Below are 20374 nucleotides of genomic sequence, written 5' to 3'. Positions count from 1 at the left end.
TTTTTTTATATAATAAACTCAATCAATTAGGTTTAGTTGCCACGCTGTACTAAAGGAGGTATGATTCGTTGGATGAATTTTATACTAGAGTAAGCAATGTTACAAAACAACGATTATATCAGTACATGAAAGATAATAATATTCCTCTACTAAAATATCATTTCAATTTATTTTTTTATCATTGTGTAAAGATGAATAAAATTCATGTGATGAGCCATCACTTTACGAATAATAATATTGAAGGATTAACAATAATTGATGAATTTGGTATTAGTTTTTCTTATGAGAAGGATAACCCTAAAGTTAAGCAGAATTTCACCCTGTGTCATGAACTAGGCCATTTTGTTCTAAACCATAACGGTACATGTTTTACAGAATCTGTCGACAATCAGGAAAGTTTACTAGAGCGTGAGGCAAATATTTTTTCTGCTGTAGTGTTAATGCCGGATATTGTCTTATTATCTAAAATCTACTACAGTTGTGATAGTTTTCAGGGAGTACAAGAAAGTTTAGAGGTTTCAAAACGAGCTCTGTACTTTCGTTTGATAGATTTGTTACGAGTGTATTTTCCAAATGGGGAAGTTAAAATTAAACATGCTGTTAATGACTATCTGGAGATGAAAAATTCTTCAATACGTAGTTTGTTTCATGAAATAAAACAACAATTGATTGATGAGTTCAATCAATATAGTGCTTCTCTAAAGGTTCAGACCCAAAATCGTATTTTTGAACAGGGATTTGTTTCAAGTCAGGAACTGCCAGAATTAGTAAACTAGAATAATTGGAAAGAACTTAGAGAAAGTATAGATAATTTAAGAATTTGGTTAATTTATAATAAAGGGAAAACACTAGCATATGCGTGGGATAGTACAAAAATAACAGATCAAGAAGCGAGAAAGAAAGCAGAATTACAATTACTATTAATGCAATGAAAGGACAAAAACAGGTCAATCAAACAAAATGAATACATATAGAAAAGAGTATTATGAAAATAAATTGCAGATGGACTATTTCTCAGAAGATTATTTTAGATTTGTAGAGTACTTTCAAAAATATTCTTCGATGAATATTCCTTTAACTTTTTTAATTGATGAAATCTTAAGAACTATGGCAATCAACCAAAAAAATTTTTTGTATTAAATAAAGATAAAACGAAAGACGGGAGAGACCATTATTTTTGGTTCGAAATAAAAATGCTAAACAACTATCCAATAAGATTTTTTAGATATTTAAACTCTTCTCTTTGTAACCACAACGTACAAAAGCTCTAATTTTATGATATAATTTTATAGATAATATATTTGGAGTTTGGCCTAATATAAGGCCAATGGTTGCGATTTCAAATAATGAACATTTTAGCAAAATGATTCTTTAAAAGACGTTAAAAAGGGGAGTTAGATGATTACATCAGAAGAAATTAAAGCTCGTTTATGGAATGGTGCAAATGAATTACGTGGGTCCATGGATGCTAGTCGGTATAAAGACTACATGTTGGGCCTTATGTTTTATAAATTTTTGAGTGACCAGACTCTGAAAACATTTGCGACAACCGCAGGTCTGTCTAAGGAAGAAGATTGGTTTGAAGAATATAAAAACGCTCATCAGGAATATGGTACTGAACTAGAAAAAATGATTCAGGATATCTTGGGATATTTTGTGCGCCCTGAACATCTATATCAAGCATGGGTCCAAGATATGAATGCCGGGAATTTTGAAGTTCAAAAAGTCACTGACAGTCTCAACCAATTCGAACGTAGCATTGCTTTTACAAATGATTCAGATGATTTCAAAGGTCTCTTCTAGAGCTCAACTCTTGATTTAACTGATACAGCTCTAGGAAGCAATTTAAATGAGCGAAATAAAAATATTCAAGCCTTAATCCGATTGTTTGAAGATTTGGATATGGTGACTCTTCAAAATGGAGATGTACTTGGAGATGCCTATGAGTACTTGATCGGTCAATTTGCCATGGAATCAGGTAAGAAGGCTGGAGAATTCTACACACCACATCAAGTCAGTGAAGTTATGGCGCAGATTGTAGCGACAAATCAAAAGATTACTTCTATCTACGACCCAACAGTCGGCTCAGGTTCTCTCTTGTTAACTGTTAAAAAACATTTATCAGAAGAACTACAGAAAAGTCTCAATTACTACGGACAAGAAAAGAACACAGCAACCTATAACTTGACTCGAATGAATCTCTTACTTCATGGAGTTCGTCCAGAGAAAATGAGCATCAAAAATGGGGATACTCTTGGGCAAGACTGGCCGGAAGATCCGGAACGTCCAAATGAAGGAGTCCAGTTTGATGCAGTCGTTATGAACCCTCCTTATTCGATTAAAAATTGGAATCGTGCCGGTCTTAAACCAAGTGACCCGCGTTTTGAAATTGCAGGTGTCCTTCCTCCAGATTCAAAAGGAGATTTCGCCTTCCTTCTTCATGGACTATATCACTTATCTACGACTGGAACGATGGCCATTGTTTTACCACACGGTGTCCTTTTCCGTGGTTCTGCAGAAGGTGAAATTCGAAAACGTCTATTAGAGAAAAATCAGATTGACGCAGTTATTGGTTTACCAAGTAATCTCTTTACAAATACAGGTATTCCGGTTTGTATTATTATTTTGAAGAAAAATCGTGAATTAAACGAACCAGTTCTTTTCATTGATGCATCCCGTAACTTTATCAAAGTTGGGAAACAAAATGTCCTCCAAGAGAAAGATATTGCGAAAATTGTAGATGTTTACAAGAATCGTGTCGAAGAAAAAGGCTATAGCCATTTAGCAAGTCGTCAAGAGTTGATTCAAAACGAGTTCAACATGAACATCCCTCGTTACGTGACAGCTATTGATGAAGAAATTCCTCATGATGTGGAGGCCCATCTATACGGTGGCATTCCAGAAAACAATATCAAGAGTTTAGTAGCCCTTCATCAGGTGGATCCAGAACTACTGGGTCAGGCACTAACTGAGAAGCGCCCTGGTTACTTTGAATTGAATCAATCTATTGAAGAATTTTCAGAAGCAGTACTATCTAGTCCAGTAGTGACAGAAGAAACGGTGCAAGTAATAGCTTCTATCCAAGAATACTTAGAAGAATACTGGGCAAAATTGCACCAATTGAACTCTGATATCAGTCCTCGACAACTAAGAGAAGAGATGTTGGCAGCTATCAAAGATCGATTATCAGAATTTAAACAATTGAGTATCTATGATGGCTACCAAATTATAGCAGAGATTTGGACTAATTACCTGTCTCACGATGTAGAGTTGATTGAGCAACTAGGTTTTTATAAGGCTGGTCGAACTCGTGAACCTAACATGGTTACCAAAGGTAAGAATAAGGAAAAAGTTCAAGACGGATGGAACGGCGTTATCATTCCGAATGAACTAATCGCTAGTGAGTTTTATGGGGATGAGCTAGCTGATATCGAAGGTCTCAAATCCCGTGTTTCTGAAATTGATAGCGAGTTGAGTGAGCTAGTAGAAAATGCCAAGGTTGAAGACAGTGATGAGTATAATGCTCTCTTCGACACTCTCAAAAAGAACGATGAGGGAGAAGCCCAAGATAGTTTTGAAAGTAAACTAGTGAAAGCTAGCTTGAAGGAAGCTGAAAAAGGTTCTGTCGACTATGAACTTCTCAAGAAAGTGGATGACTTAACCAAAGAAAAATCAACTGTCAATAAGGCCATTAAAACAAAAGAACTTGAAATGAAAGAGTTAGTTGCAGAACGTATCGTACAATTGACAGATGCAGAAGTAGATCAGGTCCTTTACAAAAAGTGGTTTGGTTCAGTTCTTGACAAAATTGAAGAATTAGTCAAATCCCCTCTAAAAGCCGAGATTGCAGTGTTGGAGGAATTAAATAATCGTTATTCTGAGACTTTAGATAGTCTGGATGATGAAATCTCTAAACTTGAGAAAGAACTAGAAGCAATGATGAAGGAACTCTTCCCAGCAGAGGGAGAACGAGTACCTAAATGTCGCTTCCCTGGTTTTGAAGGGGAGTGGGAAGAGAAGAAGTTGGGAGAAGTATCAGAAATTTATGATGGAACACATCAAACTCCTAGATATACAACAGATGGCATAATGTTTTTAAGTGTTGAAAATATAAAAACTCTAAAATCAAACAAGTATATTTCTGAGGCTGATTTTGAAAAAGATTTTAAAATTTCTCCTCAAAATGGAGATGTTTTGATGACAAGAATTGGAGACATTGGAACGTCTAATGTTGTGAATACTGATAGTAAATTAGCGTTTTATGTAAGTTTGGCCTTAATTCGATCTACTCAGCTTGATAGTAACTTTTTAAATACTTCTATTTCATCCATCAATTTTCAAAAAGAACTATGGAGTAGAACACTTCATATTGCTTTTCCAAAGAAAATTAATAAAAATGAAATTGGGGAAGTTTCTATTTTATTTCCTTCTATTACTGAACAACAAGCAATTGGTAATTTTTTCCAAAAACTTGACAAATCTATCACTCTCCAACAACAAAAACTCGATAAACTAAAAGATTTGAAAAAAGCCTATTTGAATGAACTCTTTGTCTAAAGAGATGAAGAGTCATTCTAGAAAGGAAACCCTATGGGTCGTATGAATAAAGACGCATCTGAGAGATATTTTCAGGATGAATTTGTAAAAGAATTAACCAAGTTCAGATGGCAAGCTCCAGATAAACTGAATGGTAATCTTCATAAAGTGGCTGTTCAGGATTTGATTGATAACTGGAGAAGTGAACTTAATCGTATTAATGCCGATGTCCTAGAAGGTGTCGAACTGACAGATAGCGAATTTGAACAAGTCTTATCAAAAGTCAATCAGATTTCAAACAGTTATGAAGCTGCAAAAATCTTATCCATCGAAGGCTCAACCGGAAAGATTGATGGGATTTATCGTGATGAACATCCAGAAGTCACAAGAAAACAAATCACTCTAACCATTTTGAAAAAAGCACAAGTGAGTGGTGGTGACTCGAGTTATCAAGTTGCTCGTGAAGTATCAACCCCTAACGGCAATCGTTTTGACCTTGTGCTTCTCATTAACGGCTTACCACTGATTAATATCGAACAAAAACGAAGTGACAAAAGCTTAGATGAAGCTTTTGGTCAGTTCAAACGTTACTATGCAGATGGAGAATACACCAACAACTTCATGGCCTTCTCACAGATGATGGTCGTGACAACGGATGTTGAAACTCGCTATTTTGCGACTCCTAAATCCGTCAATGATTTCAATCCTGCTTTCGTTTTTCATTGGTCGGTAACCCAAAAAGGTCAAGAAAATGGGAAGCACTTGGGACAACGTGTATTAACGGATTATAGAGAAGTTATCGAACATTTCTTGATGGTTCCAATGGCCCATCAGATGGTGGGAGACTATCTCATTATCGATGAAGATCCTGACAATGAAGAAAATCGTCGCCATATGTTGATGCGTCCCTATCAGGTCTATGCTCTTCAGGCGGTTGAGAAAGCAGCATTTGGTTGGGATAATCCAGATAAGATTCCGCACGGTGGTTTTGTCTGGCATACAACAGGTTCAGGAAAGACCATTACTAGCTTTAAAACGGCTCAGTTTCTAGCAACCCGTACAGAGTTTGATAAAGTGGTATTCTTGCTGGATAGACGAGATCTAGACGAACAGACTTCAAAAGCCTTTAAAGCCTATTCCGTTTATGAATCCGTAGATGTTGATGGGACAAAGAGTACCTACCAATTGAGAAAACAACTCACTTCTCCTAAGAGTGGGATTGTAGTAACGACTACCTTCAAACTGAACATTTTGGTAAATGAGTTGCTTGAAGCACAGGAACATCAACTTTCAGATAAAAAAATTGTCTTTATCATTGATGAAGCCCATCGAACTACCATGGGAGATATGATGGGGACCATTAAAGATTATTTCTTCAAAAATAGTTTGTTCTTTGGTTTTACAGGAACTCCTTTGTTTGATGAAAATAAGGTGAAGGGTAAAATAAATGAACGTAGTGAAGTCATTAATACCACCGAAAAACTGTTCGGCCCACTCTTACACCAATATACAATTGATGAAGCTATTGCAGATGGAAATGTCTTAGGTTTCCATGTTGACTACATCAATACAGGTGAGTTTAGAAGCTATGAAGATCTCCGTGAGCAACTGATTGAAATTTTAGTTGAAGAATATCCAAGTAAAGGACAAAGAGAGATTGAACGACAAGTTCATCAATGGACTGAACTGGAAATAGAAAAGAACGCGATTAAAGAAGGTCTATTATTTTACCAGGATAAGTATCATGTTCCAAAAGTGGTAGAAGAAATCCTTGCCAGCTGGGAATCGCAATCTCAACAGGGAGAATTCAATGCGATTTTAACGGTAGCTTATAAAGAACGTGTAATTCATTATTACCACGAATTTAAAAAGCAAATAGCAGAAAGATTACAGGAAGGTGATACGAAACCTAATGTAGTAATGACATTTAGTTTTGGGAACGAAAATGACCCTGATAATATCGCTAATGAAGTTGTCGAGGAAATGTTTGAAGATTATGCAGGAATTACTGGGATTAAGCTCCTAGTTGGTGATAGAGTTCGTGGTGAGAATGCCTATTTTGAAGATATTACTGCTCGTGCGAAAAGAGGAGGGAGTGGTAGAAATCCTAAAAATATCGATATCTTAATTGTCGCAGACCAACTACTAACTGGATACGATGCCAAACGCTTAAATACTCTTTATGTTGATAGAGCGTTAGAACTTCAAGGTTTGATTCAAGCATACTCTCGTACAAATCGTGTATTTGGTTCCACTAAAGAGTTTGGAACGATTATCAATTTCCAATTTCCTAGAATCACAGAATCTCTTGTAAATAATGCTCTTCGCTTGTATGGAAGTGGTGGGAAAAATAGTAGAGTTTTGGTTAAGAAATATTCTGATGCAGTAATTGAATTGGCTGATAAATTCTCTTATTTAAAAGATGAATTAGAAGATCCTACAAATTGGGTTTCTATTAGAGATGATGAGAAGAAAAAGGCACTCTTTAAAAAAACATTCATCGATGCAGCAACCCAGTTAGGTAAAGTAAAACAATATTATGAGTTTTCTTGGGACGATGAAGCGTTTGGGATGACAGAGCATACATGGTTACAGTATGTAGGTGCTTATAAAAATCTATTTCCTAAAGAACCGAAACCGCCTGGTATAATAATTGATAATATAGTTGGGAAGACAAAAATTCAAGGGACCCAGGTTATTGATGCCCAAAGCATATTTACACTAATTGATAAACAGACATCAAGTAAGGATGGAGTGCTAGTTATCAATGATAATAACCTAATCTTGATATTGGAGCAAATACAAGAACTCAGTAATTTAGGAGAGAACGAACTTGCCGAGTCTCTTAAAACCTTTATTAATGAGGAATTGGTTCCAGGACATTTATCTGCAGATACAGACTTCGACACAGCTTTCAATGCATGGCAGGAAAACAGACAAAAGAATCTTGTCGAAGAATTTGCATCTGAGTGGGGACTAGACAGTCAGCTACTCACCAAATCTTTAAAGGCTTATGACTTGAAAAAACCATATGAAATTCCATTCCGTGAAGATCTCGTAAAAACACTCGATGCGTCTAAAGCAACAAATCAATTTGCAGGAAACAAACTTAAACTCAACATGGAATTGAATAAAGTTCTTCCAAGTTGGATGCAAGAAGTGAAGATGAAGTATAAATAAAAAGAAAAGAGGTCAAGTCTAAACTTGATCTCTTTTAAAAATGTAAATATTTCAATTTGAACGAAGAATGGTTTCAGAATATTAATAAAAGTATTTGTTTAGTGGAAATTATCTAGACTATACACTATAATATTAGTAGCTAAATAGTTATAGTAATAGGTAAAACATAGTTGGGAGCTAGATTACAATGAAAGAAAAAGTGCTAAAACCTAAAAAGAAGCTTGTAAGATCAGTGTTGAATTTCCTGATTGACTTTTTTATAGACAGACCAATGAAATGGAATTACATTTTTACGGTACTTACAGAGTTTCCGGTTTTAATCTACCTAAGCTGGGAGATATATCTAGAAGAAAATAGTCATGTATCTAAAGTTTTTTTTGCAATACTACTGCTAGCACATTCTGTAGTAAGTATTATTTTTACGATTGAGAACAAGAAAGATTTTAATCAAAGATTAGGAAGTTTTATTGAACAAATATATTTTGAACAGTCACAATTAAATTCAGAGAGACTTAAACAATTTTTATTTTACGGATTTCACTATTTGGTGATTATGATATGTTGTATAGAGAGCTATGTTGTCGTTACCTTAAATTTATCAGTCTTTCACTTTTCAAGACCACTTTTTTTATTGCTTCTGTTCTTTCTATTTTGTCTAATTATAGTGAGAATTCTCTATATTTCGGCACATATCTCTCCTTTTCTTATTATTGTTTTTTTAATTTCGCCCTTTGTTCTGTCTTCTCTAATTGGAATACAGAATGGAATATTTACATGGACTTTTATAGCAATGGTTTTAGCAATTTGTATTTCTCATCTGTTTGACGCTAATATTAAATACTTGTTACCTAAAAGATCTGAAACGTATCTTGACGATGAAAAGTTTAAGAGGAGACTTCAACGAAAAAAATACTGGTTAATATTTTTTTCACCATTTTTATATTTAGCATTGCAGTTTTCTGAATCAATCATTTCTAGTCCATTGTTCAAAGAATTTATTAAAACAATTTTAAATAATACTGATGAAACATCAGTCTCATATTATATTTATGAAACAGTTATCGGTTCCATCATAAGAACTTATTCTCTCATATTTTTTTATATAGTATTTATTGCAAATGCAAGAAATTTATTAGATAGAATAGTAAGATATTTGCTGAATAAACCATATCCAATTAATAATACTTTAATTAGTAAAAGAAAATTCTATAAGACATATAATGGAGGTAGTCAAAATAAACGAAGTCACAGACATAAATAAATGTATTTTAAAATGTCTACTATTCCTGAATGTATTATTAAGCATCATTGCAAAGTATGTTGTACTAATATCGTAGGTATATAAGAAATTTGATAAAAACGATCTTTCTGAAAAATACTTGTTTTTCGGACAGTTGTCTTTGAGAAAGCTAAAGTTATAGTTTTTAGGTTTTGATCTTCAAAACACTTCCTCCCTATCCAAATTTGGATAGGGCTTTTCATTGTTCAAAATTCGACTTAGTGTTTCAATGCTAGATTTTAAGTGAAATAACTCAGTTTTACTGTATTCACTTTCATGATTATTTTCTATATTTTTGCAATGGCGCTTAATATGCCATAATGTCTTGCGGATATTGTTTTCTTTAATATTTTTCATAGTTTTATCGTAACAAAGAAAAATATAAAGAGGCTTTAAAAATTCTCAAATGATTAAAAAATAACCTGAACTGCATTAAATAAAATTTAATCAGAACAAAAAAATATTCTGATATGACAATATTTAATATTTCTGGTATCATTCAATCAGAACAAAAAAATATTCCGGTCGAAAAAAGAAAGAGGTAAAATATGTATACTATTTCAGAATTATTACCACCAGCCGTTGAAGGACAAAAAGCATTTATTTTGGATCATGGAAAAATAGAAGATGATGGTCAATTGAAATATGCAGATGATGCAACTAGTTATGGATGGAATATTCATCGATATGGAAAATTGAAGGTTGGAGCTGTTGTCTTAAATCACCATTCTGGTAAAATTACTAAAGATCGTAAATGGGAAATTTACGGGGGAGGTTATGTTGAGAGTATTTCCGAACCAGATGAGGAGGGGAATGTTATTGCAGTAATTTCACATGCTTTCAAGATAGAACCTCCGATTAGACAGGGAGATTCTTTTATTGAAAATTACGAATGGAAAACACCGAGTAAGAAAAAACGAAAAAAACCAAATTCATGGTTGCATTTTTGGGATCAATATGGAATGAATGAAATCTTATATGAAGACTTTATAGCACTAATGGAAGATCGTCCAATTATTTCTATTGATTCTATTGAATCTATCCATCGCACGTCAGTTAATCCTGATTTTACACTTGCTGAATGCGAAGAATTTGAAAATGTAGAGGATTTTACAGTACTTATTGATGAAGATGGACCTAGACGTTCTACCAATTCTAAGAAACATAAATTTACTGGGCGTAAAATTGATTGGGAACATGAAAATAAATCAAAACAGAAGACTGGTGTGGCAGGTGAAGAAATCGTCTTTGATCTACTATGTAAGGAAGCCGAGGAGAAGGGGTTGCAACTACCTGAACACGTATCAAAAACAAAAGGTGATGGCCTTGGTTATGACATTTGTTTTTGGGATGAAAATGGAGAAGAAGTTCATATTGAAGTGAAAGCATCAAAACTAAAGTTTTCGGATGGTTTTGAACTGAGTTCTAATGAATTAGAGGCATCTCGCGCTGGATTTCCATATAAAATATATTTTGTTTATGACATAAATATTGAATCAAAACAGTGCAAAATTAAAATTTATGATGGACCTATTACAGAAAACTCATTTAAGCTAGTTCTTATAAAGTTTATCTAAATTATTAATATTCTATAATATGTATAATTGGGTTAGTCATTAATTTTTAGGGATGATTGCAATGTGGATCGTAATATTAGAAATTAAGTAAGAATGATATTTTAAAATGGAGAAATTAAAGACTATATTTCAGTGTGAAGGCTTTGATGATTATTATAAAAGAGTGTTAAATGGTGGTAAATATGTTGACCCCGACTGTATAGATGATATCAATACACCTTATTATAATTTTTTAACAGAATTTTTAAAAAAGAGAGAGTGAAAGTTGTTGTGAAAATAAATTCTCTTTTACTCCTCCTAGAAATGCTAAACTAACCACTGATGATGAGAAAAAGTTAAAAGACAATGACGAGTATAAAATTGTTGTTGAGCGTAAAGATGTTATTTATTCGATAAAAAATATTAGTTAAGTGTAAATTTTAATGTATAAACGGAGGAGAATATGGAAGTTGATCGTTATTGCAATGAATGCCTGGGATATTATAGTTATGATGTTGATGAAGTGGATAACTTCAAAAAATGTCGATGGTGTGGTTCCGAAGATACAGAGGAGGCATAGAAATTTTCTATATTATTGTTTGAATTAGAGATAAAAAATGAATTGTTAATTACACAAAAAGGATAAAAATTATGATTAGTAAAGTAATTTTAAAAAATTTCAAAGGATTTCAAAATATTGAATTAGAATGCAATAAAGAAAATAATATCTTAATTGGTGAAAATGGATCTGGAAAGACAACTATACTATATGCTATTGGTTTAGTATTAAGTGGTAGCCACGCTCAAATTGAGAAGAATGGTTTGGCTAGTTTATTTAATTCAACAGCTATTTCAAAATTTTTAAATTCAAGGGATATAAAACTTTTACCTGAATTATTTGTGGAGATTTATTTTGATGATTCTTATGAAGAAATAAAGAATAATTTTGATATTGAAGGGACGCATAACTCTAAGAGAATGAACTCTTATGGCGTTTCGTTAAGAATTATTCCTAATAATGATTTTAACAAGGAAATTAAGGAAGCTCTGATTGATAGTGATTGGAGGGTGTTCCCCTTTGAATTTTATAAAGTAGAATTCCTATCATTTAATGGGAAAATATATACATCATACACTAAACCATTTAAGTTTTTATATAGTCTAGTAAATACAAGTCAAATTAACACTACCCAGGAAAATCAAAAAAGGATAGAGGAAATATACCTGGATAGAATCCCTATTGAAAACAGAGCTAAAGTAAATCATGAATTCCGTAAATCATACGATAATTTACTTACCCAATTAAAAAGTTCTAATCTTGTAAAAGACAATGATTCAGAATATGACCTATACTTTGAAGATTCTGAAAAGTCGTTTCGGAATTCTGTTTCTGCAATTAAGGATGGTATTGATATAAAAAATCTTGGACAAGGTGAAAAAGTATTGCTTAGTGTAGAGAATTCTTATTGCTTTTTAAAAGATAGTGTAAAAATTTTGTTGATTGAAGAGCCAGAAAATCATCTAAGCTATTTAAATATGTTAAAACTTATTGCAATATTAAACTCTAAAACAGGTATCCAAGTTTTTATTGGGACGCACTCGAATATGATTGCTTCTCGTTTAGGAATTGATAACATAACGTTATTAAAAGAGCGCAATGTTTCAAAAATTCAAAATTTACAAAAAGATACAATACGCTTTTTTAAAAAATCGACAAATCAAAATTTATTAAATTTTGCACTGACTGATAAAGTTATCTTAGTTGAAGGAAATGCTGAATATATTTTGATGGAAAAGTTCTTTGATATGATTCATCAAGTTAATCCAGAATTATTAGGGGTCAGCATTATTTCCGTAGATGGATTAAGTTTTAAAAGATATTTAGAAATCGCGAAAGAGTTTGAAAGTAAGAATGTTGCAGTAATAACAGATAATGATAAGAATTATACTACTAACATACTTGAAAAGTATTCTATCTTCAATATATACAATAATATTAGGGTATTCTCTGACCAAAGTGATGAAAACTATACATTTGAAGTATGCGTTTATAATAATAATAAATCTTTTATTGATGGAGCAAATTTGACTAGATCTGGTGACGTTTTGGAATTTATGCTCGGCAATAAGTCAGAATTTGCATTAAGGTTATTAGAGAAATTAGATTCTTCGAATAGTTTGGAAGATTTTAAAATTCCAGAATATATTAAGGAGGCAATTGAATGGGTAATAAGAAATTAATTCATGCAGTTGCTGGAAGTGGAAAGACTAGGTTTATTGTTGAAAATATAGAACCTTCAGAAAGAAATCTTATTATTACATATACAGAGAATAATCAAAAAGTGTTAAAACAAAGGTTAATTAGGAAGTTTGATAAAATACCGGACAATACTCATATTTTTGGAGTTTTTGAATTTTTATATAGTTTTTGTCTTGTTCCGTATTTAAATTATCGACCTAAAGGAATAAATTTTAACTATGTAAAGATAAGCAAATTTGATAATAACTCAATTGATAAAAATGATAGGATAATTCACAATCAACTCTCGCATGCTTTGTTAGACGGCGTTCTTAAATACAACAAAAAAACAATTGAATTTAATGGGTCATATCTTGATAGAATAGATAAATTTTTTGATTATATTTTCGTAGATGAGTGTCAAGATTTTGAGTCCTATGATTTTGACTGGATGCTGAGTTTATCTAAATTGAATGCAACTGTTTATTTATTGGGAGATTTTTATCAAAAAACGTATAGTACTTCTTTGTCAGGGAATAAAGGAAAAGGTATTCACTCTGATATAAATAAATGGTTTAAAAAAATTGGTGAGAGTGGCTTTGAAGTTGATAAAACTAGTTTATCATCTAGTCATCGCTGTCCTTACGAAATTTGTAAGTTCATTAATGAAAAATTAGGAATAAACATAACTTCAAGTAGATCTACGGATTGTATGGGAGAAATAAAGTTGCTTGAAAATAACGATGATATTGATTCTGTTATGAGAGATGAGACTACTATGAAATTATTTTATCAAAAGTCATCTCAATATGAGTGTATGAGTATGAATTGGGGAGAAAGCAAAGGAGGCGAGTTCAATAATGTTTGTGTTGTATTGAATAAGGGAACATGGGAACGTTATAAGACAAATACTTTATCAAATTTAGCCCCCTCGACAAAAGCTAAATTTTATGTGGCGTGTACTCGTACGTTAGGGAAACTATGGTTTATACCGGAAGATAAAGTTGCTGACTATAAATTACAATGATCAACTGGTTTATTATATAAGATTTAAAATAAAAAATAGCTGTAATTATTTAACAATTAAATGAGTAAGGTTTAAATATAGAAATAATAAGAATAATATTCGCATACTATAAAACTAAGATTGTAAAGTTTTATTGTTAGGAATAGAAAAAAATTTATCTTTTTAACTAATAAATTTTAAATATTATTTCAGTCTCTACCTTTTTCTCTACCTTTTTTTCTTAGGCCGTTATAAAGCCTGTCAGAATAAGCTTTATAGGTTTAGAAGTTAATTTTTACAGAACTAAACTATTCCCCTATTTAAAAAATATTGATTCAAATTTTATGAAATAAATCAGTAGATATCGTTCTGAAAAGCCTTGATATTACGCTATTTTTAGTCCAACTGAAACCCATACTTTCCTAACCAGGTCTTAAGAAAGCTCGTAAAGCATCACAATTTAGTAAACGTTAATTCGAGAGAATTACTATACTTACAAAGAGCACCTTTCGGGGTGTTCTTTTTTATAATTTCTTACTAAATTAGATTTCTATCTGATATTTTCAAATGATGATAAAGTAGAAACTTATCTAAATAGATTTTTCAGAAAATTTTCTAAAATAAGCATAATTTGTTTGATATTCGTTTGAAAATTCTGTAAAATGAGTTATTATGTTTCAAAGGAGAATATATATGGAAAAACAGAAAACATTTTTTGGACATCCTATGGGCTTGTCCACCCTCTTCTTTACAGAAATGTGGGAACGCTTTTCTTACTATGGGATGCGAGCTATCCTACTTTACTATATGTACTATAGTGTGCAAGATGGTGGATTGGGGATGGATAAGACCACAGCTGCATCGGTTATGGCGATTTATGGCTCGCTAGTATTTTTGTCCTCGGTTGTCGGTGGTTTTGTCAGTGACCGTATTTTAGGAAGCCGTAAGACTGTCTTTTACGGTGGGATTCTGATTATGCTAGGGCATATTGCTTTGGCAACACCTTTTGGACAAGTGGCTCTCTATCTTTCTATTGCCTTAATCATCTTTGGAACTGGATTTTTAAAACCTAATATCTCAGATATGGTTGGGGGAATTTATGAGAAAGAGGATGATAGACGGGATGCAGGTTTTAGTATCTTTGTCTTTGGTATTAACTTAGGTGCCTTCGTTGCCCCTTATTTAGTAGGTTATCTAGGTCAGGAAGTCAATTTCCATCTAGGTTTCTCATTAGCTGCGATTGGGATGTTCTTTGGTTTGGTGAAGTATGTTTTAGATGGGAAGAAATACCTGCCTGAATCAAGCCTTTACCCAACTGATCCACTTTCACAGAAGGAACAGAAGACCTTGATTAAACGCTTGTTGTTTACACTTGTCATGGTTGTTCTGGCGGTTATAGGCTTAGTCTTTACTCACCAGTTTAACGTGGATATGATTGTTAATATCTTTACAATAATTGCAGTAATCATTCCAATCTACTATTTCTTCAAAATTTTATCTAGTCAGAAAATAACTGCAACAGAGAGATCTCGAGTATTTGCCTACATTCCCTTATTTATCGCTGCGGTACTCTTCTGGTCTATTGAGGAGCAGGGGTCTGTTGTTCTCGCTCTATTTGCGGATGATCAGACTCGACTTTACTTTAATGCATTTGGGAATCAGATTCATTTCCCATCTAGTTTTTTCCAAAGTATCAATCCACTTTTCATTATGATTTATGTACCGATTTTTGCGTGGTTGTGGGGTAAAATGGGTAAAAAGCAACCGTCCTCTTCTAAGAAATTTGCTTACGGTTTATTTGCGGCAGGTTTATCTTTCTTGTGGATGATGTTGCCAGGGATGCTCTTTGGGACAGATGTTAAGGTCAGTCCTTTCTGGTTGATTATGAGTTGGGCTATTGTGATTGTGGGTGAAATGTTGATTTCTCCTATTGGTCTGTCAGTCACTAATAAGCTAGCACCAAAGTCCTTCCAAGCACAAATGATGTCTATCTGGTTCTTGAGTAATGCTGTTGCTCAAGCGATTAATGCTCAAATTGTAAAATTTTATACAAGCGGAACAGAAGTTGCTTACTATGGGATTGTTGGAGGAATTACGATTGTGTTTAGTATTATCTTACTCTTCTACGTTCCACGTATTGAAAAACTAATGTCTGGTATCAAATAGAGAAAATTGAAATTTCTGTAGGGGTGCTAAAAGTTAGGACAATTATTTATTCATGGGATTTAGTTCTGTACTGTATAGGGCTAAGTCCTTTTAGTTTGATTAAAACCCACAATGTTTTTGCTTTTCCTAGTAGACATTTGTACACTTTTTTTATATAATAAAACTAAATCTGATTGGTTGAATTTCAAAAGGTGACTCAACTAAAGATTGGTTTTTCTAAGGAAAATTATTTAAGATAATGTTCTATACCAGGAGGTGAAGTATGTATCAGCCAGAAAAATTAAAGGCTAGGAGAAAAGAGTTAAAACTAACACAGAAGGAAATTGCAGAGCAACTTGGGATTAGTTTTCAGGCTTATTCGGCTTGGGAACGTGGGGTCAAGGAACCATCCAAGGAAAAGGTGGCCCAGCTAGAAAACATTTTAAAAGTACCAAAAGGCTATTTCACCCAGATAGAGATTGTCCGTCTCTACCATAGCCTCTCCAAGCAAGGGCAGGAGAAGGTTGTTCTCTATGCTCGCAACCTATCTCAAGAGGAGAAAGCCCAGAAAGTAACAGCGATGCCAGAGCGCCTCTACGAGTACCGTGTTTATGAACGCATGTCAGCAGGGATTGGGGCTTCGGTCTACGATGATCAGAATTTTGATACGGTTTACTTTAATGAGGAACTAGCCCATGATTTTGCGTCCTGGGTGTCTGGGGACTCCATGGAACCTAAATACCAAAATGGTTCAGTGGCTCTGATTCGAGAGACAGGATTTGACTATGATGGGGCGGTTTATGCAGTGGTTTGCAACAATCAGACTTATATCAAGCGGGTTTATCGTGAGGAAGATGGCTTGCGTCTGGTCTCTATCAATCCTAAATACAAAGATATTTTCATCTCCTATGAGGAAGATCCTCGGATTGTGGGGATTATCGTTGGGAACTTTGTGCCGATGGAGGGCTAGACTATGGGCTACTTTGATTATTCCAGAGAGCCCAAAAGTGACATTGCCTTTGTCGATATGAAATCCTTTTATGCCAGTGTTGAGTGCGTGAAAAGGGGATTACATCCGCTGAAAACCTCGCTTTGTGTCATGAGTCGTGCGGATAATTCAACTGGTCTTATCCTAGCCTCCTCTCCCCTGTTTAAGAAGATTTTTGGCAAGTCAAATGTTGGTCGGGCCTATGATTTGCCTTTTGATATCAAAACGCGAAAATTTTCCTATTACAATGCTCGAAAGCAAGGGCTACCTACCGACTCAGACTATGTTCGTTATATCGAAGATTGGGCTCAGGTGACCTTGATTGTGCCTCCTAGGATGGATGAATACATCGCAGTCAATATGGAAATCCAGCGAATCTTTCAAAACTATGGCAGCCCAGATGATATTTATCCCTACTCGATTGATGAGGGCTTTATTGACTTGACTAGTTCGCTTAACTATTTCATCCCAGATAAGAGTCTCTCTCGCAAAAACAAGCTGGATATGCTTTCTGCCCGTATTCAGAGGGATATTTGGAGGCAGACAGGGATCTATGCTACAGTGGGCATGTCAAATGCCAATCCCTTACTGGCCAAGTTGGCTCTGGATAATGAGGCTAAGCACACTCCGACCATGAGGGCCAACTGGTCTTACCAGGATGTGGAAGAGAAGGTCTGGTCCATTACCAAGATGACGGATTTTTGGGGGATTGGCAGGCGGGTGGAGAAACGCTTGCATGCTCTGGGGATTTTTTCCATCAAGGAATTGGCAACCAGCAATCCCGACCAGCTAAAGAAAGCTCTGGGTCAGGCTGGTCTGCGTTTGTGGTTTCATGCTAACGGAATTGATGAGAGCAATGTTCATAAGCCCTATAAAGCCAAATCCAAGGGATTGGGGAATTCTCAAATCTTGCCGAGAGACTACGTGAAGCTACGAGATATCGAAATTATTCTTCGAGAAATGGCGGAGCAGGTGGCTATTCGATTGAGGAGATCTGGCAAGAAAACAACCCTTGTCTCTATCTATGTCGGTTTCTCTAAACAGGAAGTCAGGCCCTCTATTCACACACAAATGAAGGTGGAACCTACAAATAATACAGCTGTTTTAACAGACCACGTTTTGAAGTTATTTCATAATAAATACACTTCAGGAGCGATCAGAAGTGTCGGAGTAAACTATTCAGGATTTGTAGACGAGTCCTTCGGCTTGATTTCCCTCTTTGATGATGTTGACAAGTTAGAAAAAGAAGAAAGGCTCCAGACGGCTATTGACTCTATTCGGGAAGAATTTGGTTTTACTTCTCTCTTAAAAGCCAATGCACTAGAAGAGGCCTCTAGGAGTCTTGCTAGAAGCAAGCTGATTGGGGGCCATTCTGCTGGAGGATTAGATGGATTAAAATGATTGATCGTTCTTATTTACCCTTTCAATCCGCGCGAGATTATCAAGATCCAGGTATGCAGAAGTGGATGGGGTTTTACCTCTCAGAACATACCAGTTCGCTCAGTGAAGAAAAAAATCGGGTTGATTTTTCGACAGATTTGAACTCGGTTGAGAGGTTACACTTGCTTTCCCAGCTTTATGTTGGCCAACTGAAGGGAAGTTTTGTGGTTAAAGAAAAGAAGCAGAAAGTCACTATCATCGGTAAGGTGAGAGAGTTATCCTCTAAATCATTATCTATTAGAACAAGCGATGGTTATAGGCTGATAGAGCTTGCAGATATCCTAGAAATTCGACTGTGGGAGGAGGGAGTGTATGACTAGAAAAGAGTTGTATGAAAATAAACTGCAGATGGATTATTTTTCAGATTCTTATATTCGTTTTGAAGAGGATTTTCAAAAATACTCTGCCATGAACGTACCCTTGACTTTCTTGATTGATGACATCCTACGAACCATGGCGATGAATCAGAAAAACTACTTTGTCTTAAACAAGGAAAATGCCAAGGATGGGCGGGAGCATAGCTTTTATTTTAGGGTGGTAACGGAAAAAGCGTGTCCTAGAAATAGGACCTATGTATATGCTGGGGTTAAAAATAGTGGCCAGTAGATTTGGTAGGAAATGAACTCGTTTTTTGGTGTACACCATTGCAGCTATCTGCGGAGGAATTGCAGAAGCTTATTATGGTCTTTCTGATGAGATTAGACAAGAAGCCCTATCTTTTTTAGATAATCGTTTACTTGAAATTGTTGTTGAATTTGAAAATACTTATCCCAAATAATCATTCTGTTTTATAGATACTAAGATATCCATAGAAATTTATGGATATCTTTTGATTTATATATAGAAAAAGAGAAGACCGGCTGGTCTTCTCTTTGGGGGAACTAGAATCATTGAAAAGAATTAAGTAAAGATTTTAATTAGTCTTTGAAATTCTTTTGGAAGATGAGTAGAGACAATACTGAAGTAATAGCAGCCAAGAATAAGAAGGCATTTGCTTCTTGCTCTCCAGTTTCTGGGAGTTGTTTTTCCTTGTCTTGTCTAACTGTAGTAGCAACAGGTGCTTTTTCATCTTTTCTTGGTGAATCTTCTGTTACAACTGCAGGAGCTGGTTTTTCAGTTTCTCTAGGTAGAACATACTCAGGGAGAGTCACAACTGGTGGCGCCACTGTTCCTACAGAACTTTGTTTAGTTCCAACCTCGATTATTCGGTCTAAAGCTGGAGTTGATTTGGTTTGGACTACCTTGCGATTGCTACCATCTACTTCGACATACTCAATTAGCAGGCCGTCTTTCCCTTCTGCTAGAACTTTCTCTTTTCCTTTATCTAAGTTTGGATTTTCGTGACGGATAGTCTTGAATGGTACTGCCTTCTTGACAATATCCAAGCTTGGAAGTTTAAAGACAAGGTCCTTAACTCCCTCTTCAGGACTTGAAGAAGTAATTGGTTTTTCAGGTTCTTTTGGTAGAAGGTATTCAGGAAGAGTCACAACTGGTGGAGTATCTGTTCCCACAGAACTTTCTTTAGTCCCAACTTCAATCACTCGGTCTAGAGCTGGAGTTGATTCAGTTTGAATTACCTTACGATTGCTGCCATCTACTTCGACATACTCGATTATAGCACCATCTTTCCCTTCTGCTAGAACTTGTTCTTTCCCTTTGTCTAATTGTGGATTTTCGCGACGGATAGTCTTGAATGGTAGCACCTTCTTGACAATATCCAGACTTGGAAGTTGGAAGACAAGCTCTTTAACCCCTTCTTCAGGACTTGAAGAAGTAATTGGTTTTTCAGGCTGTTTTGGTTCAACTGGTTGTTCTGGTTGGCTAGGTTGCAATTGCTTGATTTGTTCAAGAGCATTGTTGAGGGCTTTATTGACATCTTCTTGAGTCTTAGCTTCTTGGATAGCTGCGATTGCTTTATCAGTAATTTCAACTAATTTCTTCTTAGCATCGTTGTTAGTACCGAGTTCAGCCACTTTTTTCTCGATAGCTTCAGTCAGGCTAGCCA

14 protein-coding genes and 3 pseudogenes are annotated in these 20374 nt (G+C 34.7%); 16 read left to right on the top strand and 1 reads right to left on the bottom strand.

Features of this window, described 5'->3' with window-relative positions; translation table 11 throughout:
- Positions 1-68: 68 nt before the first annotated feature.
- From HMPREF2628_RS02615 to HMPREF2628_RS02545, 16 genes and pseudogenes are all read left to right on the top strand, one after another.
- Positions 69-932 (top strand): annotated as a pseudogene (locus HMPREF2628_RS02615) (ImmA/IrrE family metallo-endopeptidase).
- A 28-nt stretch (positions 933-960) separates the two neighbouring features.
- Positions 961-1271, top strand: a pseudogene (locus HMPREF2628_RS02610) (DUF5960 family protein).
- Positions 1272-1398: 127 nt separating this feature from the next.
- Positions 1399-1803: a type I restriction-modification system subunit M N-terminal domain-containing protein gene (locus HMPREF2628_RS11035; RefSeq protein ID WP_070842251.1), complete on the top strand. Its 405-nt coding sequence runs from the start codon at positions 1399-1401 to the stop codon at positions 1801-1803.
- Between the two features lie 21 nt (positions 1804-1824).
- Positions 1825-2862: pseudogene (locus tag HMPREF2628_RS11030) on the top strand (type I restriction-modification system subunit M); the annotation flags it as partial.
- 297 nt (positions 2863-3159) lie between these two features.
- Positions 3160-4557, top strand: a complete 1398-nt coding sequence (locus HMPREF2628_RS11205) for a restriction endonuclease subunit S (RefSeq protein ID WP_306806762.1) — start codon at positions 3160-3162, stop codon at positions 4555-4557.
- Between the two features lie 33 nt (positions 4558-4590).
- On the top strand, positions 4591-7716 hold the full coding sequence (locus tag HMPREF2628_RS02595) for a type I restriction endonuclease subunit R (RefSeq protein WP_070842249.1): 3126 nt from the start codon (positions 4591-4593) through the stop codon (positions 7714-7716).
- A 187-nt stretch (positions 7717-7903) separates the two neighbouring features.
- Positions 7904-8977, top strand: coding sequence for a hypothetical protein (locus HMPREF2628_RS02590; RefSeq protein ID WP_049486640.1), 1074 nt, complete (start codon positions 7904-7906; stop codon positions 8975-8977).
- 566 nt (positions 8978-9543) lie between these two features.
- Positions 9544-10572, top strand: a complete 1029-nt coding sequence (locus tag HMPREF2628_RS02585) for a protein NO VEIN domain-containing protein (RefSeq protein ID WP_049486639.1) — start codon at positions 9544-9546, stop codon at positions 10570-10572.
- Between the two features lie 630 nt (positions 10573-11202).
- Positions 11203-12792, top strand: a complete 1590-nt coding sequence (locus HMPREF2628_RS02580) for an ATP-dependent nuclease (protein ID WP_049486638.1) — start codon at positions 11203-11205, stop codon at positions 12790-12792.
- Positions 12774-13817: an RNA helicase gene (locus HMPREF2628_RS02575; protein ID WP_049486637.1), complete on the top strand. Its 1044-nt coding sequence runs from the start codon at positions 12774-12776 to the stop codon at positions 13815-13817. The genes HMPREF2628_RS02580 and HMPREF2628_RS02575 overlap by 19 nt, the downstream gene beginning before the upstream one ends.
- A 651-nt stretch (positions 13818-14468) precedes the next feature.
- Entirely contained in the window at positions 14469-15962 is a 1494-nt protein-coding gene (locus HMPREF2628_RS02570; protein ID WP_373879010.1) for a peptide MFS transporter, read from the top strand.
- A gap of 262 nt (positions 15963-16224) precedes the next feature.
- Positions 16225-16911 carry an XRE family transcriptional regulator gene (locus HMPREF2628_RS02565; protein WP_049486635.1) on the top strand — a complete coding sequence of 229 codons (687 nt, stop codon included), beginning with the start codon at positions 16225-16227 and terminating at the stop codon, positions 16909-16911.
- 3 nt (positions 16912-16914) lie between these two features.
- Positions 16915-18330 carry a Y-family DNA polymerase gene (locus HMPREF2628_RS02560; protein WP_070842248.1) on the top strand — a complete coding sequence of 472 codons (1416 nt, stop codon included), beginning with the start codon at positions 16915-16917 and terminating at the stop codon, positions 18328-18330.
- Positions 18327-18689, top strand: coding sequence for a hypothetical protein (locus HMPREF2628_RS02555; protein ID WP_070842247.1), 363 nt, complete (start codon positions 18327-18329; stop codon positions 18687-18689). The genes HMPREF2628_RS02560 and HMPREF2628_RS02555 overlap by 4 nt, the downstream gene beginning before the upstream one ends.
- Positions 18682-18975 carry a DUF5960 family protein gene (locus HMPREF2628_RS02550; RefSeq protein WP_070842246.1) on the top strand — a complete coding sequence of 98 codons (294 nt, stop codon included), beginning with the start codon at positions 18682-18684 and terminating at the stop codon, positions 18973-18975. The genes HMPREF2628_RS02555 and HMPREF2628_RS02550 overlap by 8 nt, the downstream gene beginning before the upstream one ends.
- Positions 18976-19003: 28 nt before the next feature.
- Positions 19004-19147: an ADP-ribosylation/crystallin J1 gene (locus HMPREF2628_RS02545; RefSeq protein ID WP_070842245.1), complete on the top strand. Its 144-nt coding sequence runs from the start codon at positions 19004-19006 to the stop codon at positions 19145-19147.
- 139 nt (positions 19148-19286) lie between these two features.
- On the opposite strand, the gene HMPREF2628_RS02540 is transcribed toward HMPREF2628_RS02545, so the two are convergent.
- A partial coding sequence (locus HMPREF2628_RS02540; RefSeq protein ID WP_142350485.1) for a G5 domain-containing protein occupies positions 19287-20374 on the bottom strand: 1088 nt, incomplete at its 5' end.

This window comes from Streptococcus sp. HMSC063B03, assembly GCF_001836965.1.
In the GTDB taxonomy this organism is placed as follows: Bacteria; Bacillota; Bacilli; order Lactobacillales; family Streptococcaceae; genus Streptococcus; species Streptococcus pneumoniae_F.
This window is presented reverse-complemented; position numbering and strand designations above follow the sequence as displayed.

What these genes read in the sequence shown, in the direction of transcription:
- HMPREF2628_RS02590 (WP_049486640.1), top strand. Translation starts at nt 7,904, where the DNA reads ATGAAAGAAAAAGTGCTAAAACCTAAAAAGAAGCTTGTAAGATCAGTG.
- HMPREF2628_RS02595 (WP_070842249.1), top strand. Translation starts at nt 4,591, where the DNA reads ATGGGTCGTATGAATAAAGACGCATCTGAGAGATATTTTCAGGATGAA.
- HMPREF2628_RS02555 (WP_070842247.1), top strand. Translation starts at nt 18,327, where the DNA reads ATGATTGATCGTTCTTATTTACCCTTTCAATCCGCGCGAGATTATCAA.
- HMPREF2628_RS02580 (WP_049486638.1), top strand. Translation starts at nt 11,203, where the DNA reads ATGATTAGTAAAGTAATTTTAAAAAATTTCAAAGGATTTCAAAATATT.
- HMPREF2628_RS02565 (WP_049486635.1), top strand. Translation starts at nt 16,225, where the DNA reads ATGTATCAGCCAGAAAAATTAAAGGCTAGGAGAAAAGAGTTAAAACTA.
- HMPREF2628_RS02575 (WP_049486637.1), top strand. Translation starts at nt 12,774, where the DNA reads ATGGGTAATAAGAAATTAATTCATGCAGTTGCTGGAAGTGGAAAGACT.
- HMPREF2628_RS02585 (WP_049486639.1), top strand. Translation starts at nt 9,544, where the DNA reads ATGTATACTATTTCAGAATTATTACCACCAGCCGTTGAAGGACAAAAA.
- HMPREF2628_RS02560 (WP_070842248.1), top strand. Translation starts at nt 16,915, where the DNA reads ATGGGCTACTTTGATTATTCCAGAGAGCCCAAAAGTGACATTGCCTTT.
- HMPREF2628_RS02570 (WP_373879010.1), top strand. Translation starts at nt 14,469, where the DNA reads ATGTTTCAAAGGAGAATATATATGGAAAAACAGAAAACATTTTTTGGA.
- HMPREF2628_RS02550 (WP_070842246.1), top strand. Translation starts at nt 18,682, where the DNA reads ATGACTAGAAAAGAGTTGTATGAAAATAAACTGCAGATGGATTATTTT.
- HMPREF2628_RS11205 (WP_306806762.1), top strand. Translation starts at nt 3,160, where the DNA reads ATGTTGGCAGCTATCAAAGATCGATTATCAGAATTTAAACAATTGAGT.
- HMPREF2628_RS11035 (WP_070842251.1), top strand. Translation starts at nt 1,399, where the DNA reads ATGATTACATCAGAAGAAATTAAAGCTCGTTTATGGAATGGTGCAAAT.